The sequence below is a fragment of the Nissabacter archeti genome (assembly GCF_018257325.1).
In the GTDB taxonomy this organism is placed as follows: Bacteria; Pseudomonadota; Gammaproteobacteria; order Enterobacterales; family Enterobacteriaceae; genus Chimaeribacter; species Chimaeribacter arupi.
The window spans coordinates 207,088-231,237 of the sequence record NZ_JAERKB010000006.1 but is presented as its reverse complement, the minus strand read 5'-3'; the positions used below and the strand labels follow the sequence as shown (position 1 = coordinate 231,237).

At 57.4% G+C, this 24,150-nt stretch carries 24 protein-coding genes; 17 read left to right on the top strand and 7 right to left on the bottom strand.

Features of this window, described 5'->3' with window-relative positions; genetic code table 11:
- The first annotated feature begins 85 nt into the window (after window positions 1-85).
- From hflX to JK232_RS09985, 9 genes are all read left to right on the top strand, one after another.
- Window positions 86-1,366, top strand: a complete 1,281-nt coding sequence (gene hflX, locus JK232_RS10025; protein WP_072927020.1) for a ribosome rescue GTPase HflX — start codon at window positions 86-88, stop codon at window positions 1,364-1,366.
- A gap of 57 nt (window positions 1,367-1,423) precedes the next feature.
- Window positions 1,424-2,671, top strand: coding sequence for an FtsH protease activity modulator HflK (gene hflK / locus JK232_RS10020; protein WP_072927023.1), 1,248 nt, complete (start codon window positions 1,424-1,426; stop codon window positions 2,669-2,671).
- 3 nt (window positions 2,672-2,674) lie between these two features.
- Window positions 2,675-3,682 carry a protease modulator HflC gene (hflC, locus tag JK232_RS10015; RefSeq protein ID WP_072927025.1) on the top strand — a complete coding sequence of 336 codons (1,008 nt, stop codon included), beginning with the start codon at window positions 2,675-2,677 and terminating at the stop codon, window positions 3,680-3,682.
- 58 nt (window positions 3,683-3,740) lie between these two features.
- Window positions 3,741-3,941, top strand: coding sequence for a DUF2065 domain-containing protein (locus tag JK232_RS10010; RefSeq protein ID WP_072927027.1), 201 nt, complete (start codon window positions 3,741-3,743; stop codon window positions 3,939-3,941).
- A 144-nt stretch (window positions 3,942-4,085) separates the two neighbouring features.
- The gene (locus JK232_RS10005) at window positions 4,086-5,384 is read left to right on the top strand and encodes an adenylosuccinate synthase (RefSeq protein WP_072927030.1); all 1,299 of its coding nucleotides are present in this window, start codon (window positions 4,086-4,088) and stop codon (window positions 5,382-5,384) included.
- A 223-nt stretch (window positions 5,385-5,607) separates the two neighbouring features.
- Entirely contained in the window at window positions 5,608-6,033 is a 426-nt protein-coding gene (gene nsrR, locus JK232_RS10000; protein ID WP_072927032.1) for a nitric oxide-sensing transcriptional repressor NsrR, read from the top strand.
- 44 nt (window positions 6,034-6,077) lie between these two features.
- Window positions 6,078-8,531 carry a ribonuclease R gene (rnr, locus tag JK232_RS09995; RefSeq protein WP_101828197.1) on the top strand — a complete coding sequence of 818 codons (2,454 nt, stop codon included), beginning with the start codon at window positions 6,078-6,080 and terminating at the stop codon, window positions 8,529-8,531.
- Window positions 8,532-8,631: 100 nt separating this feature from the next.
- Entirely contained in the window at window positions 8,632-9,372 is a 741-nt protein-coding gene (rlmB, locus tag JK232_RS09990; RefSeq protein WP_072927035.1) for a 23S rRNA (guanosine(2251)-2'-O)-methyltransferase RlmB, read from the top strand.
- A gap of 152 nt (window positions 9,373-9,524) precedes the next feature.
- Window positions 9,525-11,153 carry an isovaleryl-CoA dehydrogenase gene (locus JK232_RS09985; protein WP_165699913.1) on the top strand — a complete coding sequence of 543 codons (1,629 nt, stop codon included), beginning with the start codon at window positions 9,525-9,527 and terminating at the stop codon, window positions 11,151-11,153.
- A 43-nt stretch (window positions 11,154-11,196) separates the two neighbouring features.
- Here JK232_RS09985 and JK232_RS09980 read toward each other — a convergent pair whose 3' ends face one another.
- The 3 genes from JK232_RS09980 to JK232_RS09970 all read right to left on the bottom strand — a co-directional run bounded on the left by JK232_RS09980 (window position 11,197) and on the right by JK232_RS09970 (window position 13,839).
- A complete protein-coding gene (locus JK232_RS09980; RefSeq protein ID WP_072927039.1) occupies window positions 11,197-11,472 on the bottom strand; it encodes a YdgH/BhsA/McbA family protein in 276 nt (91 codons plus the stop codon).
- A 65-nt stretch (window positions 11,473-11,537) separates the two neighbouring features.
- Window positions 11,538-11,846, bottom strand: coding sequence for a biofilm peroxide resistance protein BsmA (gene bsmA, locus JK232_RS09975; RefSeq protein WP_101835603.1), 309 nt, complete (start codon window positions 11,844-11,846; stop codon window positions 11,538-11,540).
- Window positions 11,847-11,916: 70 nt separating this feature from the next.
- Complete coding sequence (locus JK232_RS09970) at window positions 11,917-13,839, bottom strand: methyl-accepting chemotaxis protein (protein ID WP_101857815.1); 1,923 nt, start codon at window positions 13,837-13,839, stop codon at window positions 11,917-11,919.
- 167 nt (window positions 13,840-14,006) lie between these two features.
- On the opposite strand from JK232_RS09970, the gene yjfP reads away from it, so the two are divergent.
- The 5 genes from yjfP to rplI all read left to right on the top strand — a co-directional run bounded on the left by yjfP (window position 14,007) and on the right by rplI (window position 16,694).
- Complete coding sequence (yjfP, locus tag JK232_RS09965) at window positions 14,007-14,759, top strand: esterase (protein ID WP_212589112.1); 753 nt, start codon at window positions 14,007-14,009, stop codon at window positions 14,757-14,759.
- Between the two features lie 495 nt (window positions 14,760-15,254).
- Window positions 15,255-15,650 carry a 30S ribosomal protein S6 gene (gene rpsF / locus JK232_RS09960; RefSeq protein WP_072927046.1) on the top strand — a complete coding sequence of 132 codons (396 nt, stop codon included), beginning with the start codon at window positions 15,255-15,257 and terminating at the stop codon, window positions 15,648-15,650.
- Window positions 15,651-15,655: 5 nt separating this feature from the next.
- Window positions 15,656-15,973 carry a primosomal replication protein N gene (gene priB / locus JK232_RS09955; protein WP_165698493.1) on the top strand — a complete coding sequence of 106 codons (318 nt, stop codon included), beginning with the start codon at window positions 15,656-15,658 and terminating at the stop codon, window positions 15,971-15,973.
- 4 nt (window positions 15,974-15,977) lie between these two features.
- A complete protein-coding gene (gene rpsR, locus JK232_RS09950) occupies window positions 15,978-16,205 on the top strand; it encodes a 30S ribosomal protein S18 (protein WP_005974788.1) in 228 nt (75 codons plus the stop codon).
- A 39-nt stretch (window positions 16,206-16,244) separates the two neighbouring features.
- A complete protein-coding gene (gene rplI, locus JK232_RS09945; protein WP_072927050.1) occupies window positions 16,245-16,694 on the top strand; it encodes a 50S ribosomal protein L9 in 450 nt (149 codons plus the stop codon).
- A gap of 94 nt (window positions 16,695-16,788) precedes the next feature.
- Here the strand turns inward: rplI and JK232_RS09940 are convergent, their stop codons facing one another.
- Entirely contained in the window at window positions 16,789-17,475 is a 687-nt protein-coding gene (locus tag JK232_RS09940; protein ID WP_072927052.1) for a LysM-like peptidoglycan-binding domain-containing protein, read from the bottom strand.
- A 291-nt stretch (window positions 17,476-17,766) separates the two neighbouring features.
- Here JK232_RS09940 and JK232_RS09935 point away from each other — a divergent pair, with 291 nt between their 5' ends.
- Window positions 17,767-18,387 (top strand): BamJ family beta-barrel-assembly machinery protein, encoded by a 621-nt coding sequence (locus JK232_RS09935; protein ID WP_072927054.1) that lies wholly within the window; start codon window positions 17,767-17,769, stop codon window positions 18,385-18,387.
- A gap of 125 nt (window positions 18,388-18,512) precedes the next feature.
- Here JK232_RS09935 and JK232_RS09930 read toward each other — a convergent pair whose 3' ends face one another.
- Complete coding sequence (locus tag JK232_RS09930; protein WP_101854786.1) at window positions 18,513-20,459, bottom strand: bifunctional 2',3'-cyclic-nucleotide 2'-phosphodiesterase/3'-nucleotidase; 1,947 nt, start codon at window positions 20,457-20,459, stop codon at window positions 18,513-18,515.
- A gap of 234 nt (window positions 20,460-20,693) precedes the next feature.
- Between JK232_RS09930 and cysQ the strand changes: the two genes are divergently transcribed.
- Complete coding sequence (gene cysQ / locus JK232_RS09925; RefSeq protein WP_072927058.1) at window positions 20,694-21,434, top strand: 3'(2'),5'-bisphosphate nucleotidase CysQ; 741 nt, start codon at window positions 20,694-20,696, stop codon at window positions 21,432-21,434.
- On the opposite strand, the gene JK232_RS09920 is transcribed toward cysQ, so the two are convergent.
- On the bottom strand, window positions 21,431-21,991 hold the full coding sequence (locus tag JK232_RS09920) for a YtfJ family protein (RefSeq protein WP_101857812.1): 561 nt from the start codon (window positions 21,989-21,991) through the stop codon (window positions 21,431-21,433). The genes cysQ and JK232_RS09920 overlap by 4 nt on opposite strands.
- Window positions 21,992-22,325: 334 nt before the next feature.
- Here JK232_RS09920 and JK232_RS09915 point away from each other — a divergent pair, with 334 nt between their 5' ends.
- Window positions 22,326-22,529, top strand: a complete 204-nt coding sequence (locus JK232_RS09915; protein ID WP_072927062.1) for a DUF1107 domain-containing protein — start codon at window positions 22,326-22,328, stop codon at window positions 22,527-22,529.
- Window positions 22,530-22,654: 125 nt separating this feature from the next.
- Here JK232_RS09915 and paeA read toward each other — a convergent pair whose 3' ends face one another.
- The gene (gene paeA, locus JK232_RS09910) at window positions 22,655-23,998 is read right to left on the bottom strand and encodes a polyamine export protein PaeA (protein ID WP_072927063.1); all 1,344 of its coding nucleotides are present in this window, start codon (window positions 23,996-23,998) and stop codon (window positions 22,655-22,657) included.
- Window positions 23,999-24,150: the final 152 nt, after the last annotated feature.

The following is a 24,150-nucleotide window of genomic DNA, read 5'->3' as shown; positions in this document are numbered from 1 at the left end:
TCAACCATGACGGGGGCCATAGGCAGCCAATCTCTGCTTATGACCTCCGCCTTAGCGGTTCCTATCCGTTTGAGAGGTTGCACGCTTGTTTGACCGTTATGAAGCCGGTGAGCAGGCCGTACTGGTTCATATCTATTTCTCGCAGGATAAAGATACTGAGAATCTCAGTGAATTTGAGGCACTTGTCTCTTCTGCGGGCGTTGAATCTTTGCAGGTCATCACGGGCACTCGCAAGGCCCCACATCCTAAATACTTTGTCGGTGAAGGCAAGGCCGAAGAAATTGCGGACGCCGTAAAAGCCACCGGCGCCTCTGTCGTCTTGTTTGATCACGCACTCTCTCCGGCTCAGGAGAGAAATCTGGAAGCGTTGTGCCAATGCCGCGTGATTGATCGTACCGGCCTGATTTTAGATATTTTTGCCCAGCGCGCCCGGACCCACGAGGGCAAGTTACAGGTTGAATTGGCGCAGTTACGCCATATTGCCACGCGGCTGGTGCGCGGCTGGACGCACCTTGAGCGCCAGAAAGGCGGGATTGGTCTGCGCGGGCCGGGTGAAACCCAGCTTGAGACTGACCGCCGTTTGCTGCGCGACCGTATCCGCCTGATTCTCAACCGCCTGGAACGGGTGGAGAAGCAGCGCGAGCAGGGGCGCCGTGCCCGTACCCGGGCTGATGTCCCTACCGTGTCACTGGTAGGCTATACCAATGCCGGTAAATCCACCCTGTTTAACCGGGTCACCTCGGCCGGTGTGTATGCCGCCGATCAGCTGTTTGCCACACTGGACCCCACGCTTCGCCGCATCAGCCTGGCTGACGTCGGCGACACGGTAATGGCGGACACCGTCGGGTTTATCCGGCATTTGCCGCATGACCTGGTGGCCGCGTTTAAAGCAACCTTGCAGGAGACGCGTCAGGCGACGCTGTTACTGCATGTGGTTGACGCCGCTGACATCCGTATGGATGAGAATATCGATGCGGTGAATACGGTGCTGGCCGAGATCGAAGCAGATGATATCCCGGTACTGCTAGTGATGAATAAAATCGATATGCTGGATGAGTTTACGCCGCGTATCGATCGCAACGATGAAAACTTACCGGTGCGGGTGTGGTTATCAGCCCAGACAGGCGAAGGGATCCCGTTGCTGCTTCAGGCGTTGACGGAGCGTCTTTCCGGTGAAATTACGCAAGTTGAATTGCGTCTCCCACCGCAGGCAGGCCGTCTGCGCAGCCGTTTTTACCAGCTTCAGGCGATTGAAAAAGAGTGGAATGAAGAGGATGGCAGTATGGGTCTGGTGGTGCGTATGCCCATCGTTGACTGGCGCCGCCTCTGTAAGCAAGAGCAGGAGCTCACCGGCTATGTCGTGTGAATCGGACCTGTAAGGCAAGCCTGAAGAACACCAATCATAGAAGAATGGAGCTAAAACATGGCGTGGAATCAGCCCGGTAATAACGGACAGGACCGCGACCCGTGGGGGAGCAGCAATAATAATAGCGGCAACTCTGGCGGTAATAATAATAAAGGCGGGCGCGAACAAGGGCCGCCGGATCTGGATGACATTTTCCGTAAGCTCAGCAAAAAACTGGGCAGTTTTGGCGGCAAAGGCAATGGTAACGGCGGCAGCAATAATGCGCGCGGCGTCAGCGGGCGGATTGTCGGTATCGCGGCGGTAGCCGTGGTCGTTATCTGGGCTGCCAGCGGGTTCTATACCATTAAAGAAGCGGAGCGCGGTGTCGTGACCCGTTTCGGCAAGTTCAGCCACCTGGTACAGCCCGGCCTGAACTGGAAACCGACCTTTATCGATCAGGTGCGTGCAGTGAACGTCGAATCTGTGCGTGAACTGGCCGCCTCCGGCGTGATGCTGACGGCGGATGAAAACGTGGTGCGCGTAGAGATGAACGTGCAGTACCGCGTGACGGATCCGGCTGCGTACCTGTTCAGCGTAGTGAGTGCCGATGACAGCCTGAGCCAGGCCACGGACAGCGCCCTGCGCGGTGTGATCGGTAAATACACCATGGACCGCATCCTGACGGAAGGCCGTACCGTGGTGCGTAACGATACCCAGCGCGTACTGGAAGAGACTATCCGTCCGTACAAGATGGGCATCACGCTGCTGGACGTGAACTTCCAGGCGGCACGTCCGCCGGAAGAGGTGAAAGCCGCCTTTGACGATGCGATTGCCGCACGTGAGAACGAACAGCAATACATCCGTGAAGCGGAAGCGTACGCCAACCAGGTGCAGCCGAAAGCCAACGGCCAGGCCCAGCGCGTACTGGAAAATGCCAAGGCGTATAAAGACCGTACCGTGCTTGAGGCACAGGGTGAAGTGGCGCGTTTTGCCCGCCTGTTGCCGGAATATAAAGCCGCGCCGGAGATTACCCGTGAGCGTCTCTATATCGAGACGATGGAAAAAGTGCTGAGCGAAACGCGTAAAGTGCTGGTCAGTGACAAAGGCAACAACCTGATGGTGCTGCCGCTGGAACAACTGATGCGCGGCGGTCAGGGTGCGTCCAACAGCAACAGCGAAGACTCGGACAGCCTGATTCGCCTGAACCCGGCTAACACCGGCCTCAGCCAGGGCGACAGTGGCCAGCGCCCGGTTGACAGCAATGTGATGGACCAGCGCCGCGCCAATGCGCAGCGTGACGATACCACTCGCGTAGGGAGAGAGTAACCAATGCGTAAGTCAGTCATATTTATCGTCGTCGTGGTGCTGGTGGCGCTGTACGCTTCACTGTTTGTGGTGCAGGAAGGTGAGCGCGGCATCGTGCTGCGTTTCGGCAAAGTCTTGCGGGATGATGAAAACAAGCCTCAGGTTTATACCCCAGGTTTGCATTTTAAAATTCCGTTCTTTGAATCAGTGAAAATGCTCGATGCCCGTATCCAGACCATGGATAACCAGGCCGACCGTTTCGTGACCAATGAGAAGAAAGACCTGATTGTCGATTCCTACCTCAAATGGCGCATCAGCGATTTCAGCCGTTACTATCTGGCGACCGGCGGCGGTGACGTCTCCCAGGCAGAAGTGCTGCTGAAGCGCAAATTCAGTGACCGTCTGCGTTCAGAGATTGGCCGCCTGGAAGTGAAAGACATCGTGACCGACTCGCGCGGCCAGCTGATGTCTGACGTGCGTGACCAGCTGAACAACGGCACGGCGGAAGACGGTGAAACCGCCGCGACCACCGAAGCCGATGACGCCATTGCCTCAGTGGCCAAACGGGTTGAGCGTGAAACCAGCGGCCAGGAGTTGCAAATCAATCCGAACAGTATGGCCGCATTGGGTATTCAGGTCATCGACGTGCGCGTTAAGCAGATTAACCTGCCGGCAGAAGTCTCGGATGCGATTTACCAGCGTATGCGTGCTGAACGCAGCGCGGTAGCCATGCGCCTGCGTTCGCAGGGGTATGAAGAGGCGGAGAAACTGCGTGCCACGGCGGATTACGAAGTGACCCGTACGCTGGCGGAAGCAGAGCGCCAGGCGCGGATCACCCGCGGTGAAGGCGATGCGGAAGCGGCTAAACTGTTCGCCAATGCGTTCAGCCAGGACCCGGACTTCTATGCCTTTATCCGTAGCTTACGTGCGTATGAAAACAGCTTTAAGAGCAACAAAGATGTGTTGGTCTTAAGCCCGGACAGCGACTTCTTCCGCTTTATGAAGTCACCGGAAAAAACCATCGCGCCGTAATCCGGCATACCTTTTCAGGCCCGTTAACGCGGGCCTTTTTTATGTGCAAGGGAAAATAATGAACACAACAATCTGGCTGGCCGTAGGGCTGGTCATGGTACTGGAAGGGTTGGGGCCGATGTTATGGCCGAAAACCTGGCGTAAAATGATCCTGGCCATGACGGCGTTACCGGATGCCTCACTGCGCCGTTTCGGTGGGGGCATTGTGGTGGCCGGTTGCGTGATTTACTACATGTTGCGTGTCCGGAACGGTGGGTAATACCATATTCAGGATCTCACCAAATTCGTGGGCGATCGGTGCCTGATTGGCGAAAATTTTTCAGGCAACCGTGTGCTAAAAATTACTGAAAGCACGTGAATGAGATGTTAGAATCCTTTTTTAAGCAACCTGGTGATTCTTAAGATGGGCAAGAACGTCGTCGTACTGGGCACCCAATGGGGTGACGAAGGCAAGGGTAAGGTCGTAGACCTGCTGACTGAACGGGCTAAATATGTTGTGCGCTACCAGGGTGGTCACAACGCCGGCCACACACTGGTTATCAACGGTGAAAAAACCGTCCTCCACTTAATTCCCTCTGGCATCCTGCGTGAAAACGTCACCAGCATCATCGGCAACGGTGTTGTACTGGCGCCTGACGCCCTGATGAAAGAGATGAAACAGCTGGAAGACCGCGGTATTCCGGTGCGTGAGCGCCTGCTGCTTTCTGAAGCCTGTCCCCTGATTCTGCCTTACCATGTCGCGCTGGATGTTGCGCGTGAAAAAGCCCGCGGTGCAAAAGCAATCGGCACCACCGGCCGTGGTATCGGCCCAGCTTACGAAGATAAAGTTGCCCGCCGTGGCCTGCGTGTTGGCGACCTGTTCAACAAAGAGAATTTCGCGGCTAAGCTGAAAGAGATTGTGGAGTACCACAACTTCCAGCTGGTGCATTACTACAAAGAAGACGCAGTGGATTACCAGAAAGTCCTGGATGATGTGATGGCAATTGCCGACATCCTGACCGGTATGGTGGTTGACGTTTCCGAGCTGCTGGACAACGCCCGCAAGCAGGGTGAACTGATCATGTTCGAAGGCGCGCAAGGCACGCTGCTGGACATCGACCACGGCACCTACCCGTATGTAACCTCTTCCAACACCACCGCCGGTGGCGTGGCGACCGGTTCCGGTATTGGCCCGCGCTATGTGGATTACGTGCTGGGTATCGTGAAGGCCTACTCCACCCGCGTGGGTGCCGGCCCGTTCCCGACCGAACTGTTCGACGAAACCGGTGAGTTCCTGTGCAAGCAGGGTAACGAGTTTGGTGCCACCACCGGCCGCCGCCGCCGTACCGGCTGGCTGGACGCCGTTGCCGTGCGCCGTGCAGTGCAGATTAACTCCCTGTCCGGCTTCTGCATGACCAAACTGGACGTGCTGGATGGCCTGAAAGAGGTTAAAATCTGCGTGGCGTACCGCCTGCCGGATGGCCGTGAAGTCACGACCACGCCGCTGGCCGCCGAAAACTGGGACGGCATTGAGCCGATCTATGAAACCCTGCCGGGCTGGAGCGACTCCACCTTTGGCGTGAAAGAGTTTGATAAACTGCCGCAGGCAGCCCGCGACTACATCAAGCGTGTGGAAGAACTGACAGACGTACCGGTTGATATTATCTCCACCGGCCCGGATCGCAGTGAAACCATGATCCTCCGCGATCCGTTTGATGCCTGATTGCCGCATCATTCAGTAAACTGAATGCCAAACCGGGCCATCGTGCCCGGTTTATTGTTTTTTCCTTCCATGTTGTGCACGCCGCATTCCATTCTGGGTCTAAATGATTAGCTGCATTCTTTGTGGCTGGTTTATCATCCAAAGAGTAATCTTACAGAAGTATATGTTAAGCGTTGTGAGATCAGACGCCTACAGGCAGGGTCAATAAGGCCCAGAGGTGTGTGTGCAGTTAACAAGTTTCACTGATTATGGTTTAAGAGCACTGATCTATATGGCATCGCTGCCGGAGGATCGGATGACGAACATCTCTCAGGTCACTGCGGTATATGGTGTCTCGCGTAACCATATGGTTAAAATAATAAATCAGTTAAGCCGTGCCGGGTTGGTCACCGCAGTACGCGGAAAAAAAGGCGGTATCCGCCTGGGCAGGCCTGCCGCACAAATTCGCATCGGCGATGTCGTGCGTGAACTGGAGCCTCTCACCTTAGTTAACTGCTCCGGCGAATTTTGCCACATCGGCCCCGCCTGCCGCCTGAAACATGTTCTCAATCAGGCTGTGCAGAATTTCCTGAACGAGCTGGACCAATACACACTGGCCGATATGGTCACTGAAAATGCGTCGCTCTATAAATTGTTGCTTGTTGAATAAGCACATTTCAGCACAACCCCGCTGATGACAACGGAGGAACCGCAATGTCACAAGATCCTTTTCTGGAACGGGAAGCAGAGAAATATGACTCCCCGATCCCAAGCCGGGAATTTATTCTCGAGCATCTGGCGAAGCGCGAAGCCCCGGCCAGCCGCGAGGAGCTGGCAAACGAGCTGGAGCTCTCCAGCGAAGAGCAGCTGGAAGCGCTGCGCCGCCGCCTGCGCGCCATGGAGCGCGACGGCCAGTTAGTCTTTACCCGCCGCCAGTGTTACGCCCTGCCGGAACGCCTTGACCTGCTGAAAGGCACCGTTATCGGCCACCGCGACGGCTTTGGTTTCCTGCGTCTGGAAGGCGGCAAAAAAGAGGATATCTACCTCTCCGCAGAACAGATGAAAATGTGCATCCACGGTGACGTGGTGCTGGCCCAGCCGAGCGGCACCGATCGCCGCGGCCGCCGCGAAGCACGCATCGTGCGTGTGCTGGTACCGAAAACCAGCCAGATTGTCGGCCGTTACTTTACCGATGCCGGTACCGGTTTCGTGGTGCCGGATGACAGCCGCCTGAGTTTCGACATCCTGATCCCGCCGGAAGAGGTGAGCGGGGCGCGCATGGGCTATATGGTGGTGGTCGAACTGACCCAGCGCCCGACGCGCCGCACCAAAGCGGTCGGTAAGATTGTTGAAGTCCTGGGTGACAAAATGGGTACCAACATGGCAGTGGATATCGCGCTGCGTACCCATGAGATCCCGCACGTCTGGCCGGCCGCCGTAGAGAAGCAGATTGCCTCGTTGAGCGAGCATGTGCCGGAAGAGGCAAAAAAAGGGCGTATCGATCTGCGCACTTTGCCGCTGGTCACCATTGACGGCGAAGACGCACGTGACTTCGATGACGCGGTCTACTGTGAGAAAAAACGCGGCGGCGGCTGGCGTTTGTGGGTCGCGATTGCGGATGTCAGCTATTACGTCCGCCCCGGCACCCCGCTGGATGATGAAGCGCGCACCCGCGGCACCTCGGTGTACTTCCCGTCGCAGGTGATCCCGATGCTGCCGGAGGTGCTCTCCAACGGCCTCTGCTCGCTGAACCCGCAGGTAGACCGCCTCTGTATGGTGTGCGAGATGACCATCTCCGCCACCGGGCGTCTCTCCTCTTACAAATTCTACGAAGCGGTGATGAGCTCCCACGCGCGCCTGACGTACAACAAAGTCTGGCAGATCATCGAGGGCAATGAAGAACTGCGCGAGCAGTACGCCCCGCTGGTGAAGAACCTGGAAGAGCTGCATGAGATGTACGAAGTGCTGGATGACGCCCGCGCCGATCGCGGCGGCATCGCCTTTGAAACGGAAGAGGCAAAGTTCATCTTTAACGCCGAACGCCGCATCGAGCGCGTCGAGCCGACGGTACGTAACGACGCCCATAAGCTGATCGAAGAGTGCATGATCATGGCGAACGTGGCCGCCGCGCGTTTCGTGGAGAAATTCAACGAACCGGCGCTGTTCCGCGATCATGACCGCCCAAGTGATGACCACATCTCGGCGCTGAAAAGCGTGCTGAATGAGCTGGGCCTGAAAATGGGCGGCGGCATGAAGCCGGTGCCGAAAGATTACGCCGATGTGATGGATGCGATTGCTGACCGTCCCGATCGCGAAATGCTGCAAACCATGCTGCTGCGCTCGATGAAACAGGCGATTTACGATCCGGAAAACCGCGGCCACTTTGGCCTGGCGCTGTCGGCTTATGCCCACTTTACCTCGCCAATCCGCCGTTACCCGGACCTGTCGCTGCACCGCGCGATCAAATATATCCTCGCCAAACAGCACGGTACGCTGAAAGAGCGCTGGACGCCGACCGGCGGCTGGCACAGCGATTACGAAGAGATGCTGCAACTGGGCGAGCACTGTTCGATGACCGAACGCCGCGCCGATGAGGCCACGCGTGACGTTGCCGACTGGCTGAAGTGTGATTTCATGCAGGATCATGTCGGCTCCGTGTTTGACGGCATCATCTCCAGCGTAACCGGCTTCGGCTTCTTTGTGCGCCTGGATGATCTCTTCATCGACGGGCTGGTGCATGTGTCGACGCTGGACAACGATTACTACCGTTACGACAACATCGGCCAGCGGCTGGTGGGTGAGTCCTCCGGGCAGGTTTACCGCCTGGGTGACGAGGTGGAAATCCGCGTTGAAGCGGTGCATATGGATGAGCGCAAAATCGACTTCGCGCTGGTCTCCAGTACCCGCCGCCCGCGTGGCGCAGGCAAAACCGCCCGCGATAAAGCCAAGCCGGGCACCCAGCGTGATGACGGCCGCGGCCGCCGCCCACGCCGTGACAACAAAAAGCGCACCAACTTCGAGCCGGACAGCGCCTTCCGTAAAGACGGCAGCGGCGCACCGGCTCAGGATGACAAAAAACCACGCCGTTCCCGCCGCCCTTCTGATAAAAACCAGAAAGGTGCCACAGGCAGCCGCTCACGCCGCGGGCCGAAGCGGGACAACAGCTGATACCCTGGCGGGTCCTGCGGCCGTGCACGATGGCCGCAGGTACCTGCCAACCCAATACCCCACGGGCCTGTAAGCCCGTTTGACCTTGTTAAAGAGCATCATGAGCGAAATTATTTACGGCATTCATGCCGTCCAGGCCCTGCTGGAGCGCGACCCGCAACGTTTTCTGGAAGTCTTTATCCTGAAAGGGCGTGACGACCGCCGCCTCCAGCCGCTGATTGCTGAACTGGAAGCCACCGGTATTGTGATCCAGGTGGCAAACCGGCAATGGCTGGATGAAAAAGTGGAAGGTGCGGTGCATCAGGGCATCGTGGCGCGTGTACGTGAAGGCCGCCAGTACCAGGAGAACGATCTCCCAGGGCTGCTGGAGAGCGTGGAAAACCCGCTGCTGCTGGTGCTGGATGGCGTGACCGATCCGCACAACCTCGGTGCCTGCCTGCGTACCGCGGATGCGGCGGGCGTCCATGCGGTGATTGTGCCGCGTGACCGTTCTGCCGCGCTGAACGCCACGGCGAAAAAAGTCGCCAGCGGGGCGGCAGAAACCGTGCCGTTGATCCGCGTGACCAACCTGGCGCGTACCCTGCGTTTACTGCAGGAGAGCAATGTCTGGATCGTCGGCACCGCCGGTGAGGCCGATCACAACGTTTACCAAAGCAAAATGACCGGCCCGATGGCGCTGGTGATGGGCGCGGAAGGTGAGGGGATGCGTCGCCTCACCCGTGAACACTGTGACGAACTGATCAGCATCCCGATGGCAGGTTCCGTCTCTTCCCTGAATGTCTCGGTGGCAACCGGCGTCTGCCTGTTTGAAATCGTGCGTCAGCGCAGCGCAAAAGCCTGACCCTGAACCGGGGCGTCCTGCCCCGGCTCTTTCCTCCCGTCTTTGTGATCGTCTCTGCGGCACCGCCCCGCAAAATAGCCATACTTACTTCTGTTTTGATCCGCCTTTCCGGCCTGATGCATCTGTCTGTGGTGATTCATCTGAGGAGTGTTATGAGCTGGCAAACCCATACCGTCTTTAATCAGCCCAAGCCACTGGGAAACAGTAACCTGTTCCTGTCTGATACGCCGCTGCGCGAGGCCGTGAGCCGGGCACAGGCCCACTGGGACGCAGACCTTCTGGCCTCTGTGGGCCAGCAACTCGGCAGTGCCGAATCCCTGGAGTTGGGCAGGCTGGCGAATGCCAACCCGCCGGAACTGCTGCGTTACGACGCCGCCGGCCAGCGGCTGGACGACGTGCGTTTTCATCCCGCCTGGCACCTGCTGATGCAGGGGCTGATTGCGAACCGGGTGCATAACCTGCCGTGGCAGGATGAGGCGCGCATCGGCAGCGTAGCCGCCCGTGCCGCGCGCTTTATTCTGCATGGACAGGTGGAATCGGGTACGCTCTGCCCGGTCACCATGACGTTTGGCGCCATACCGCTGCTGCAACGCGCACTGCCCGCGGCGTTCCGCGACTGGCTGCCGGGCCTGCTCTCTGATCGCTATGACACCCACAGCCAGCCGGGCAGCCAGAAACGCGGCCTGCTGATCGGCATGGGGATGACAGAGAAGCAGGGCGGTTCCGATGTGCTGAGCAATACCACCCGCGCCCGGCCGGACGGTGCACGCGGACCGGGGGAGTGTTACCGGCTGATAGGGCATAAATGGTTTTTCTCCGTGCCGCAAAGTGACGCGCATCTGGTGCTGGCGCAGGCGGAGGGCGGGTTATCCTGCTTCTTCCTGCCGCGCCTGCTGCCGGACGGCACGCGTAACGCCATCCGGCTGGAGCGGCTGAAAGAGAAACTCGGCAACCGTTCCAATGCCAGCAGTGAGGCCGAATTTCAGGACGCCGCCGGCTGGCTGGTGGGCGAGGAGGGCGACGGCATCCGCCAGATCCTGACGATGGGCGGACATACCCGTTTTGACTGCGCGCTCGGCAGCCATGCCCTGATGCGCCGGGCGTTATCGGTCGCGCTTTACCACGCGTTTCAGCGGCAGGCATTCGGGAAAGTGCTGGTGGAACAGCCGTTGATGCGGCAGGTACTGGCGCGGCTGGCCTTAAGGCTGGAGGGGCAGACCGCGCTGCTGTTCCGGCTGGCGCAAGCCTGGGAGCTGCGCGGGGATGCGCACCAGTTCGCGTTCTCCCGGCTGATGACCCCGGCGGCCAAGTATGCGGTATGCCACCACGGCAGCTCGTTTGTGGCTGAGGCGATGGAGGTGCTGGGCGGAATCGGGTATTGCGAGGAGAGCGAATTGCCGCGCCTCTATCGCGAAGCGCCGGTCAACAGCATCTGGGAAGGGTCGGGCAACGTCATGTGTCTGGATGTTCTGCGTACGCTGCATAAAATGCCCGGCGCGCTGGAGATGTTACACCAGGAAATGTATGAGGTGCGCGGCCAGAACCGGCTGTTTGACCGTAGCTGGCGGCAACTGAGCCAGCAGCTGCAAAAACCGGCGGAAGCGCAGGCAAGGCAGATTACCCGCCAGCTGTTCATGCTGTGCAGTGGGGCGGAATTACTGCGCCATGCTGCCCCGCCGCGGGCGGAAGCCTGGTGCCGCATGGCGTTTGACCACCGGGGTGACAGCACGTTGCCGGAGAGCCTCTGTACCGATCTGCTCAACCGGGCCACCGGCGCCTGATAAAAAAGGGCACCCGAAGGTGCCCCGGCAGGGACGCCGCTGCTCAGCGGTAGAGGGTGGCTGTGGCGTGCCAGTTGCTTTTGCTCTGGCTCTCCTGCACGGAATGAATCCGGTAGTAGGCTGCGCCTTTGGCGGTGGCTTGCCGGGCGACCAGCGTATCAACCTGTTGCGGGCTGCCCGGCACGCCTTGCAGGTACACTGACCCGATGGGCGTCAGTTGGGCAGCCTTCGCCGCGGAAACCGCTTCCGCGGCCTGGGCATTCTGGGCCAGCAGCCCCAGGGCTAAACAGCAGGGTATTAATATCGGCAACGCTTTCATGATTTATCTCCTCATCACCTGATGACACCGGCAGGCGGGTATGCCCGCTGGTGCGGATCAGCCGGTCAGCGATAGAGAATGGCCTGCGAGTACCAGGTGCCGGGAATAATCGTTTCATCATTCATCAGCACCAGGTAGTAACGGGCACCGCTGGCATCCGCTTTTTTCTGCAATGCCCTGGCGGCATCCATCGGGCTGCCGCGCTCTGTCACCGAAATGGTCCCCATTTTTTGCAGGGAACCCACCTGGGCGCGCGTCACTTCCTGCGCAGCCGCTGTCGCCGGTGGCGGTGGCTTAGGCGCATCATGAAAGGTACTGCAACCGCTCAGAGTACCCGCCAGTAAAATCCCTGTCAGTAAACGCGAAAACGTCATCTCTTTCCTCCTCACAGCATCTGTGTTTAGTGTAGCGCGGATCGCCGTGAGGGGTGAGCGTGCCGTTTTTTTAATCAAGCCGGAACATGCTGACCAGCTTCTTCAGGTGCTGCCCTTTCTGGTTCAGCGCGGCCGCGGTTTCTTCCGAGCTGCTGACCAGTATGGCGTTCTCTTGTGTCGCCTGCCCGATCTGCACAATGGCAATGTTCACCTGGCCAATGCCGGCAGACTGCTCATGCGAGGCCACGTCGATGTCACTGACGATCATCCGCACCTGCTGTACCCGGCTGAGGATGTCATTCATCGCCTCGTGGGTCTGCATCGAGATGCGGTTCCCCTGTTCGACCTTGTCCAGGGATTCAGCGATCAGCGTTTCGATCTCTTTCACCGATTTGGCGCTGCGTTGTGCCAGGGCGCGCACTTCTGCGGCCACCACGGCAAAGCCTTTGCCATGCTCACCGGCCCGTGCCGCTTCTACCGCCGCATTCAGCGCCAGAATGTTGGTCTGGAAAGCAATGGACTCGATGACGCTGGTGATGTCGGCAATACGCTGGGAGGCGGCTTTGATGTCGCTCATGGTCGAGACTGCGGAGGTCACCGCCTCGCCGCCGGACTGGGCAGCGCTTTCCGTCTGGCGCACCAGTTTCATCGCTTCTGAAACGTTGTCCGCATTCTGCTGCACGGTCGCGGTCAACTGCTCCATGCTGGCGGAGGTTTCTTCCAGGCTGCTGGCCTGGCGGGAGATCTGGCCGGTGATGTTTTCACTGTCTGCGGCCAGCGAGGCGGTGCTGTGGTTAATCTCCACCGCGGCCTCACGCACCTGCAATACAATCCGCGCCAGACCACGGCCGATGCCGTCCATCGCGGTCATCATCCGGCCCACTTCATCCTGCCGGGTGGTGCTCAGGCTGGCGCTCAGGTTGCCCTCTGCATACTGCTCCGCCACTTTCACCACCTCTTCCAGCGGGCGGCTCAGCCAGTTGCGGGTCACCAGCATAAACAGCACGGCAAACAGGCCCACCAGTACCACGCCAATCCCCAGGAACAGGTTCCTGCTGTGGGTGATGTGCGCCATGATTTCATCTTCATCCGCTGTGCCCGCCAGCACCCAGCCCCAGGCCGGCAGCGCTTTATAGACCATCACCTGCGTGCCGCTGCCTGCCTGCAGGCTGCTGTCCTGATACTCCAGCGTGCCGTGCGGCGTGCCCAGCACCTGATCACGCACCCCGGCATCCCAGCCCGGCGTCTGGCCCTCAGCCCGCGGGTGGAACAGGTACTGGCCCCGGCTGTTACCCTGGCCGGCATCCAGCACAAAGAAATAGCCGCTCTTACCAATCTTTTTGCTCAGGATGGTACGGCGCATCTCGGCAAACTGTGGGGTGATATCGACGCCCACAAAGGCGATGCCGATGATTTTTCCGGCCTGATCTTTGACCGGCTGGTACTGGGTGATGAATTTCTTGCCGAACAGGGTGGCCAGGCCCTTATAGACGTTACCGGCCATCACGGCGCGATAGGCCGCACTCTGGCGATCGAGTTTGGTCCCACTGGCACGTGAACCGTCCTCTTTTTTCAGCGAGGTGGTGATACGGATAAAGTCATCACCCTGGCGCATAAACAGGGTGGAGATCGCCCCGGTCCGGGCAAAGAAATCATCAGGAATGGCGGTATTGTCATTGAGGACGCTGTCACCCGCTTTCAGCACGGTCTGGTCACCGGTGGTTTGCAGGCTGAACGCCGGGGACATAAAGCTGGTAAACAGTTGGGTATAGCTGCTGACTTCTGCTTTCAGGCTCGAATCGTACATGGTTATCATGTCTTCAACGCCCTGAACCTGGCTGCTCATGTCTTCCAGCGTTAAGGCTCTCATCTGCTCACCCGCAGTGCGGGTCAGCGACAGGGTAAACAGCAGAAACAGGGCAGCCACGGTAAGCGAGGCCAGCACAGAAAGCTTGACGCCCAGGCCCCATTGTCGGAAAGAAAATCCCGTCATTTTTGTCATCTCTTGGGTTAGAAAAGGTGATGGCAATAACGGCAAAAACGGCAGAAAATTTAGGCATAAAGTGTAATAAGGTGTTTTCTTTGACTTAGATCATGGAAATCTTATTTAAGGTGTGAATTCAAGCCTACAGACACCGTATTTAACAGGAGAGAGGCGGCATGATTGAAATGTTTCAGGAAGAGATAAACGGCATTCAGGTCATCCATGCGGCACCGGCCGGGAAACAGGAGCACGCCTTGCCGACGATATTCTTCTATCACGGCTTTACCTCATCCAAAGAGGTATACGCCTACTTTGGTTATGCGCTGGCCCAGGCGGGGTTCCGGGTGATCATGCCGGACGCCTTGATGCATGGCGCCCGGGATAACGGCAATGCCGGGGAGCGGCTGTCGCACTTCTGGGAGATTTTACGCAGCAATATTGATGAGCTGCCGGGCCTGCGTGCGGCATACCGGCAGCGCGGCCTGTTGATTGAGGGAAAGGTCGCGGTGTGTGGGGCATCAATGGGCGGCATGACCACGCTGGGCGCGCTGGGGCGTTACCCGTGGATTGATGCGGCCGCCAGTTTTATGGGCTCGGCGTACTTTCATTCGCTGTCGCGCCGGTTATTCGTGCCGCAGCAGGCGGGCCGCCCGCTGGAAGGGGAGGCACTGGCACAGCGGCTCGCCTTCCTGGAGGCGTATGACGTGAGCGCCGCGCTGGACAGGCTCGGCAACCGGCCGCTGCTGCTCTGGCATGGCGAAGCGGACGATCTGGTCCCGGCGGAGGAAAGCGCCCGCCTTGCGCAGGCATTGCAGCAGGCGGGGCAGGCGCAACACCTGACGTATCTCACCGAACCGCAGATTGGGCACAAGATAACCCCTGCGGCCCTGCAAGCCTGCACCACCTTTTTCACCCGGCATCTGGGCTGAACGGCACCCATGAAAAAGCCCCCATGACGGGGGCTGGTAAGCAGGCGTTAACGCACATATTATTTTTTTGGTATTCCCTGGTACTGCATTTTTTTACTGCCAGCATAGGTGTGTGACGTTCAGGCACCGCTGGGCGAGGAAACACATCGCTTCGTTTATGTCCTGATACTGTTTCTCTGAGGCTATTGTAATCAACCTGCTTTGCTAATAAATAAGCTTTTATTGAACGATATGTTCAATAAAATTGATCAAAATTGCAGCTTTTGCCGCTTTTTTTTGGCGCTCAACTCTGTTAATGCGGTTTACCATGCAATTTTTCTGATGTGTCAGCCCTGCCCGTAAAATGTGCATTCCCTGTGATTCATACCTTGTGTTTCCCTGCCTGCCCCCCTATAATTGCGCGTCATTTTTCAGCCGCACACAAACACGTTCCTTGCCTCCATGGGCCGCGGTTGACCCGGACAGGAGGCTGAATAATCCGTAAGGAGCAATTCGATGCGTCATTACGAAATCGTTTTTATGGTCCATCCTGACCAAAGCGAACAGGTTCCAGGCATGATCGAGCGTTACACCGGTGCTATCACCGCTGCTGAAGGCACGATCCACCGTCTGGAAGACTGGGGCCGCCGTCAACTGGCTTACCCGATCAACAAACTGCACAAAGCCCACTACGTTCTGATGAACGTTGAAGCTTCGCAGGAAGTGATCGATGAGCTGGAAACTAACTTCCGCTTCAACGACGCCGTTATCCGTAGCATGGTAATGCGTACTAAGCACGCGGTTACCGAAGCATCCCCGATGGTTAAAGCGAAAGACGAGCGTCGTGATCGCCGTGAAGATTTCGCCAACGAAACCTCTGATGATGCTGATGCTGGGGATTCTGAAGAGTAATTGCGGTGATGGCCAATCGCCTGGTGTTAACCGGCACAGTGTGCAAGACACCTACGCGAAAAGTCAGTCCGTCCGGAATACCGCACTGCCAGTTTGTGCTTGAGCACCGCTCGCAGCAGCAGGAAGCCGGATTCAGCAGGGTGGCATGGTGCAGAATGCCCGTGGTCGCCAGCGGACACCCACTACAAGCATTAACTCACAGATTAACGGTCGGCAGTCAGATTACCGTGTCAGGTTTCATCAGCAGCCTTCAGGGGCGCAATGGGCTGAACAAAATGGTGCTGCATGCCGAGCAGATTGAATTGATAGATTCTGGAGACTAGCCAAATGGCACGTTATTTCCGTCGTCGCAAGTTCTGCCGTTTCACCGCGGAAGGCGTTGTAGAGATCGATTATAAAGACATCGCTACGCTGAAAAACTACATCACCGAGAGCGGCAAGATCGTTCCGAGCCGTATCACCGGTACCCGTGCAAAATACCAGCGTCAGCTGGCCCGTGCTATCAAGCGCGCACGCTACCTGTCTTTGTTGCCGTACACTGATCGTCATCAGTAATCGGCCACTGTCCATTAACGACTTTGAGAGGATAAGGTAATGCAAGTTATTCTGCTTGATAAAGTAGCAAATCTCGGCAGCCTGGGTGACCAGGTTAACGTGAAAGCGGGCTACGCTCGTAACTTCCTGGTACCGCAGGGCAAAGCTGTCCCGGCTACCAAGAAAAACGTTGAGTTCTTCGAAGCACGCCGTGCAGAGCTGGAAGCCAAACTGGCTGACGTTCTGTCTGCTGCTGAAGCGCGCGCTGCTAAAATCAACGAGCTGGGCTCTGTTACCATCGCGTCTAAATCTGGCGACGAAGGCAAACTGTTCGGTTCCATCGGTACCCGTGACATCGCTGATGCGGTCACTGCTGCTGGTGTTGAAGTAGCTAAGAGCGAAGTTCGCCTGCCGAACGGCGTCCTGCGTACTGTGGGTGAGCACGAAGTGCACTTCCAGGTACACAGCGATGTGTTCGCTCAGCTGAACATCGTTGTAGTAGCAGAGTAAGTTTTACTCCGCTGCTTGTGAAACGCCGGCCTTGTGCCGGCGTTTTGCTTTTTAGCGAAAGGGAAAAAGAAGAAGGGAGTAATGAACGGGCGCGTTACCCCACGCGGCGGTAGCTGCCATCCGGCTGCCGGACAAACCGCACCATGCTCGTGCTGGTTTCAATCTCCAGCGCCGTCACCACACCCTGCGCATTACGCTGTATCCTGACCTGCTGGCCGGCTTGCAGGTTACTCAGCGGCTTGTCATCGCCCTCTGCCTGCGCCATGGCAAACACATCATTCACCATCAAATCATTGTCGCGGAAGAGCTGGGCCAGCGTCTGGCCGGGTTGGATCTGGTAAGTTTGCCAGCCCCGGACATTCTCTGCCGTGGCAGGGCGCCCGGTGTTGTCCTGCAAATTCGCCTGTAACGGAATGTCCCGCGTGTTCTGGCTATCAGCCTGCTCAACCGGGTAGCGCGGCGAGGTGTTGGGCCAGAGGATGGCCAGCAGTATCACCAGTGCCGCCAGCAAAATACCGCGGCGGTGCGGCAGCGGCAGCGGGTCCATCCAGTGCAGGCGGGCCGGGGATTGCCAGGCCGTGGTTAACCAGGACGACGATAACCGGGAGGGTAACCAGGAGGCGCTGCGCCTGGTACGTGCGGCAGGCGGGGGCGGCTGATCGTCGGGCGCAGTATCCTGCCCGGCGCGCTGCGGCCATTTAGATTTCAGCGTGGTCCACAGGTGTCGCAGGGATACATTGACCTGGGGGGTTTTCCTTCTCCTGGGCGCGATTCTGCCCATGACAACCTCTCTTACAACGCGGTTTGCCGCAACGGGCAAACAAAAGTACCGGCGTAATGATTGGGAGGCGGCGTTATGCAGCCCAATATTACCTGTTGAGTATAGTCTGATAACTGCTTGAGGCAGAAAGAGACAGCAGGGAACTAAGCGGATTGGTAAATCAGGTATTTCCCGGAGCGGTATTGTTTCTGTTTCAGTAACAAATGTCATCCTCCCTGACGCAAGATTTTACCGCAAACTGTTGCGCTGTTATGCTTTGCCTTCGACTTTTTATCGATTTGAGGAAAATGCATGACAACCCCTTCTTATGACAGCGTGGAAGCGCAGGCAAGTTACGGCATCGGTTTACAGGTTGGCCAGCAATTGCAGGAGTCCGGCCTGGAAGGATTGCTGCCGGAAGCTCTGGCCGCAGGTTTGCGCGATGCGCTCGAAGGGAACGCCCCGGCGGTTCCGGTTGACGTTCTGCACCGCGCCCTGCGCACCGTGCATGAGCGTGCAGACGCCGTGCGCCGCGAGCAGCAGCAGGCGATGGCCGTTGAGGGACAGGCGTTCCTCGAAAAAAATGCGGAACGTGATGACGTGACCCGCACCGAGTCCGGCCTGCAATTCTCCGTCATGCAGCAAGGCGACGGCCCGATCCCAGGCCGTCAGGACCATGTCCGTGTGCATTACACCGGCCGCCTGATCAATGGCGATGTGTTCGACAGCTCCGTAGAACGCGGCCAGCCGGCAGAATTCCCAGTCAGCGGCGTGATCCCAGGCTGGATCGAAGCGCTGACCCTGATGCCGGTCGGCTCCAAATGGCAGCTCTACATCCCGCACAACCTGGCCTATGGCGAGCGTGGTGCCGGTGCGTCGATCCCGCCGTACAGCGCGTTGATCTTTGACGTTGAGCTGCTGGAAATTCTGTAATTTTTTTCCCCGTTTCATGTGTGCGTTATAGATAAACAGAAAGGCAGAGCCGGTTTTCCGGCCCTGCCTTTTTTATTGCCCTGCTTTTATTGCCTGATGTCGCCTGAAACCTTGCCGCCGGTAATTCAGCGCGGGCGGAGATCGAGGCTGTACAGCGCAAAGCCGATCTCATCCTGGCCTTTCAACACCATCGGGTAACGCGCTTTTTGTTGGATAAACGCGGCCGCTTTGGCGTTGGGGGAAGTTTCAAAGCGGATATCCAGCGGCTGGGTGCCCGCAATCGGTGCCAGTTGCCAGTTATTGTCAGCCTGAGGTTTTACCTCGCCATGCTCACGGGTTTCCGCACTGATATAGGCCGACAGCACTGCGCGGTTCTCATCGGGTGAGGCAAAGGCGATATGCGCGTCACCGGTGCCGGCAAATTTACCGCCGTACGCGCGGTAATTATTGGTCGCCACCAGGAAGGTCGCTTTCGGGTCGACCGGTTTTCCCTGGTAGGTCAGGTCGCGGATGCGGCTGGCGTTGCGGTTGACCAGCGTGCATTCGCCGTCATAACGCGCCGGTTGGGTAACATCGATCTGGTAGTTCACGCCATCAATCACATCAAAATTATAAGTGCGGAAACCGTCCCAGTTGATAAGCGGCTGCGGCTGGCTGTTGTGCGGATCGATCTGGTTAAATTGCCCGGCTGAGCACTCCAGCCACTCCTTGACATCCTGGCCGGTGACTTTCAGCACCACCAGCGTATTGGGGTAGAGATAGAGATCGGCGGCGTTGCGGAAGGTCAGTTCCCCTTTTTCTACCTCGACATAACTTGCCGGATCGTTTTTCCGGCCACCCACTTTGAACGGCGCCGCTGCCGAGAGCACCGGCAGGTCCGCCAGGTTCGGATCACCCTGGATATAATGGCGGGTATAGGCCGCCTGGGCATTATTCACAATCTGCACGGTTGGGTCGTCCTGCACCAGCGCCAGATAGCTGTACATGCTGTCACTGGCTTTGCCCACCGGTTTACTGACAAACGCCCGCGTGCCTTTGTGGGCGTCACTCAGCACCCCGACCAGGTTGGCATCTTCGGCGGCGAGGGATTTTTTCGCCGCTTTATCAAAGATTGGCCGTGCTTCGGCCCGCGCCTGCGCGACTTGCCATGTCCCCTGATCGTTCGTGAGTTGCAGGTCGACAATACCGAGGTGATCGCCCCACTGGCCGGGCATCACCGCCGGGATACCGTTCAGCGTCCCCTGTTTGATATCCGCGCCTTTGATCGCCGCGAAATCGTCGCTGGGGAACACGGCGTGCGCATGGCCAAACATGATCGCGTCGATACCCGGCACCTGGCTGAGGTAGTAGACCGAATTTTCCGCCAGCGCCTTATACGGCTCGCTGGATAGCCCGGAGTGCGGGATCGCGACCACGATATCCGCCCCGGCTTTACGCATCTCCGGCACCCACTTTTTCGCGGTTTCAGTGATGTCATCCACCGTAACTTTACCCTGCAGGTTGGCTTTATCCCAGACCATTACCTGCGGCGGCACAAAGCCGATGTAGCCGATATTCAATGTGTGGGTGTTGCCGTCCCGGTCTTTGACCTCTTTTTTCTCAATCAGGTAAGGGGAGAGCAGCGGTTTGCCGGTCGCCACATCAATAAGGTTGGCGTTCACATAGGGGAATTTGGCCCCGGCCAGGGCGCGCTTGAGGTAGTCCAGCCCGTAGTTGAATTCATGGTTGCCGATATTCCCCACCGAATAACCCAGCGTGTTCATCGCCAGATAGACCGGGTGAACCTCACCGGCTTTCAGCCCGTTGGCCGCCATATAATCCCCAAGGGGGCTGCCCTGGATCAGGTCACCGTTATCCACCAGCACGCTGTTGGTGGCCTGTTGGCGTGCCTGCGCAATTAGGGTCGCGGTGCGCACCAGGCCAAACTTGTCGGTCGGCGTATCCTTGTAGTAGTCGAAATCCATCATGTTGCTGTGCAGATCGCTGGTTTCCATGATGCGCAGATCCACCGTGGCGGCGTGCGTACTGACTGCGGCAGCCAGCAGCGTCAGGGCAAAATAACCTTTCCTCATGATCGTTCTCCTTGGGTATTTATCAGGCAAAGCTCGCAGAATAACGTGTAAATATGACCAGATGACGCAAATAACTGTGAAGTATGGCGAATTTAAGCCCTTAAAACTGCGCAGGAAATCACGTCTGGCGGGCCTGTTCCAGGCAGGGGGCGTTATCCATCAGGCACGGCTATAGATCTTCAGGGGAAAAATAACTAGTCTGCTTAATAAGGTTCAAAATTGCAGAGGTAGAGGATGCTGGAAAAAATTTGTCAGCTGGCCCGGGAAGCGGGCGCGGCGATCATGGAGGTCTATGACGGCCACAAGCCCCTTGATGTTGAAACCAAGACAGATGACTCGCCGGTAACGGCAGCCGATCTGGCCGCGCATCAGGTGATTAAGCGCGGGCTGACGGCGCTGTCGCCCGATATCCCGCTGCTGTCAGAAGAGGATCCCCCGGCCTGGGATGTGCGCCGGCACTGGGACCGCTACTGGCTGGTTGACCCGCTGGACGGCACCAAAGAGTTCATCAAGCGCAACGGTGACTTCACCGTGAACATTGCGCTGATTGAACATGGCATTCCGGTGCTGGGCGTGGTGTATGTGCCGGTTACCGGCGTGATGTACGCTGCGGCAGACGGCAAAGCCTGGAAAGAAGAGGGCGGCCGCCGGGAGCAGATCGCGGTGCGGGATGCGCGCCCGCCGTTGGTGGTGGTCAGCCGTTCGCACGGCAGCCAGGAGTTGCAGGACTATCTGGCGCAACTGGGCGAGCACCAGACCGTGGCTGTCGGGTCATCGCTGAAGTTCTGCCTGGTGGCCGAAGGGAAAGCGCAGCTTTACCCGCGCTTCGGGCCGACGTCCATCTGGGACACCGCGGCCGGCCACGCCGTGGCGCTGGCCGCCGGGGCGCAGGTGCATGACTGGCAGGGCCAGACATTGAGCTATACCCCGCGCGAATCCTTTATTAACCCCGGCTTCCGCGTTTCACTCTATTAAGCCGCCGGGATAAGCTGGTGCAGCAGGGCGATTACCTGCTGCACCTCCGCCGCCGTTAACGCCCCCTCTTTGGCGAACCGCACCTTGCCGGCGGTGTCCAGCACCACGATGGCTGAGCTGGCCTCTTTCAATGCCCACGCTTTTCGCACCACGCCCTGGTCATCCACCACAAACTGTGACCACGGGAAACTCTCTTTGCTCTCTTTAATGCTGCTGCGCACAAAAGCACCGGTGCCGATGATCGCGTCATCTGAATTGACGATTGTCGTCGTTTGGTAATATTTGGCGGGTAGATTGGCTGCCTTGATGGCCTCGACCAGTGGCGCGTTCATCTCTTTAGCCGCAGTACGGCCTGCTATGTGCTGGATAACACGGACTTTCCCGGCCAATGCGGCACTTTGCCAGCGCTGGTAACTGAAGGTGCCGTGGTTAAGCAGCAGTTCACCTTTGTCACTGACATAGACCGGGGGAACAGGTTGCATAATTGTAAAATTGTGGGCGGAGGCGATAAATGATGAAGCCATTAACACTATAGTCAGCAGACTATGCTTGAACATGCTTTCTCCTTGGCGATGCGATCGGTTTAAGAGCGCTCTGATAGTAGAAAGCCGCATCATAAGCTGTAATCAGTGGTCTGTCCTGTTGGTAAGCGTGATGAGGATCGCTTTCCGGCAAGGTATCCGGCGCCAGACCGGTACAACGTATTCAGAGCAGTTTGATTACATGCAATTTACTGTCAGATTCTGTAAAAGTAACAAAACAGAGTGGCAATTTCAGAACTAACGACTATTTTTAAAGTCCATTACGTTGTGTTCGTTTCGAAGAGCTGCCCCTAGTCTGGTTATTTATCTGGCAGGAACACAACGGATCCCAGCAAGGAGAGAGTAAGAAATGAGAATCTTTCAGCGTTATAATCCGCTAAAAGTGGCTAAATATGTAAAAACGCTGTTTCGTGGTCGAATCTACATCAAAGATGTTGGTGCATTTGAATTTGATAACGGCAAAATTTTATTGCCGAAAGTACGCGATAAGCGTCACTTCAGTGTGATGTCTGAAGTTAACCGCCAGGTAATGAGCCTACAGGCAGAGATGTAATGACGGGCGCGTCAACGCGTTGGTCAGGTAACACCCCCGTACCTTAGAGCATACCCGGATAAAAGATAATGGCCCCGATTGGGGCCATTATTGTCTGTGCTGAGCGAAGGGGCAGAGGGAAACCGTTACAGGCTTTTCTCGCGCGCCAGTTCTTCCGGCGTTTTCGGCAGCAGCGGCGTCAGTGGCTTGTCACTGATGCGGGTAACCAGCAACTGGTCAATCTTATAACTGTCGATGTCCACCACCTCGAATTTGTACCCGGAGAATTTCACAAAGTCGGTACGTTTCGGGATCTTGCGCAGCATGAACATCATAAAGCCGCCGATGGTTTCATAGTTGCCGGACTGCGGGAACTCGTCGATGTGCAGCACGCGCATGACGTCATCGATCGGCGTGCCGCCTTCGATCAGCCAGGAATTTTCATCACGCGCCACAATCTGTTCTTCCATGCCCTGGCCGACCAGGTCACCCATCAGTGTGGTCATCACGTCATTCAGGGTAATAATCCCGACCACCAGCGCATATTCGTTCAGGATCACCGCGAAATCTTCACCGGCAGTTTTGAAACTCTCCAGCGCTTCGGAGAGCGTCAGGGTGTCCGGCACAATCAGCGCCGAGCGAATCTGAACGCCGCTGCTCAGCATCAGGCTCTGGTTACCCAGCACCCGGTTCAGCAGATCTTTGGAGTCCACATACCCCACCACCTGATCGATATGGCCATCGCACACCAGAAACTTCGAGTGCGGATGCGTCGCGATCTTCTGCTTGATGCTCTCTTCACTCTCCCGCAGGTCGAAAAAGATCACGCTTTCCCGCGAGGTCATGGAGGAGGGCACCGTGCGCGATTCCAGCTCGAACACGTTTTCAATCAGCTCATGTTCCTGCTTACGCAGCACCCCGGCCAGTGCGCCGGCTTCCACCACGGCGTAGATGTCATCAGAGGTGATGTCATCGTTACGTACCATCGGCAGTTTAAACAGACGGAAAATACAGTTCGCCAGCCCGTTAAACAGCCAGACCAGCGGGCGGAATACCGCCAGGCAGAAACGCATCGGGTTGATGATCCGGACGGCAACCGTCTCTGGTGCAATCATACCGATGCGCTTCGGGGTTAAATCCGCAAACAGGATGAATAAGCTGGTAACCAGCACAAAGGAACAGATAAAGCTGATTTGCTCAGCCAGCTCAGGCGACATAAAACGAATAAAGAAGGTTTCAAATACCGGCGAGAAGGCCGCGTCACCGACAATACCCCCGAGGATGGCCACCGCGTTCAGGCCAATCTGCACCACGGTAAAGAACATGCCGGGTGTTTCCTGGAGTTTCAGCACGCGAAGGGCATTAATACTGCCGTCATCCGCCAGAAGTTTAAGTTTGATTTTTCGTGAGGCAGCCAGGGAGATCTCCGACAGGGAGAAAAAGGCGCTCACGGCGATCAATAAAAGAATGAGTAATATACTGTTTAGCATAGTTTATCCGCTTAGTTCCGGTTCCCGACCGGCGCGTTTGAGGCAGGGGGTAACACTGAGTGAAAAATTCTAAAATAACAGACAGAAATGCTGCAAACAGCCTACATTTGCAGCACGCATAGTATAGCAGCAGCGCTGAGAAGGCCGCCAGC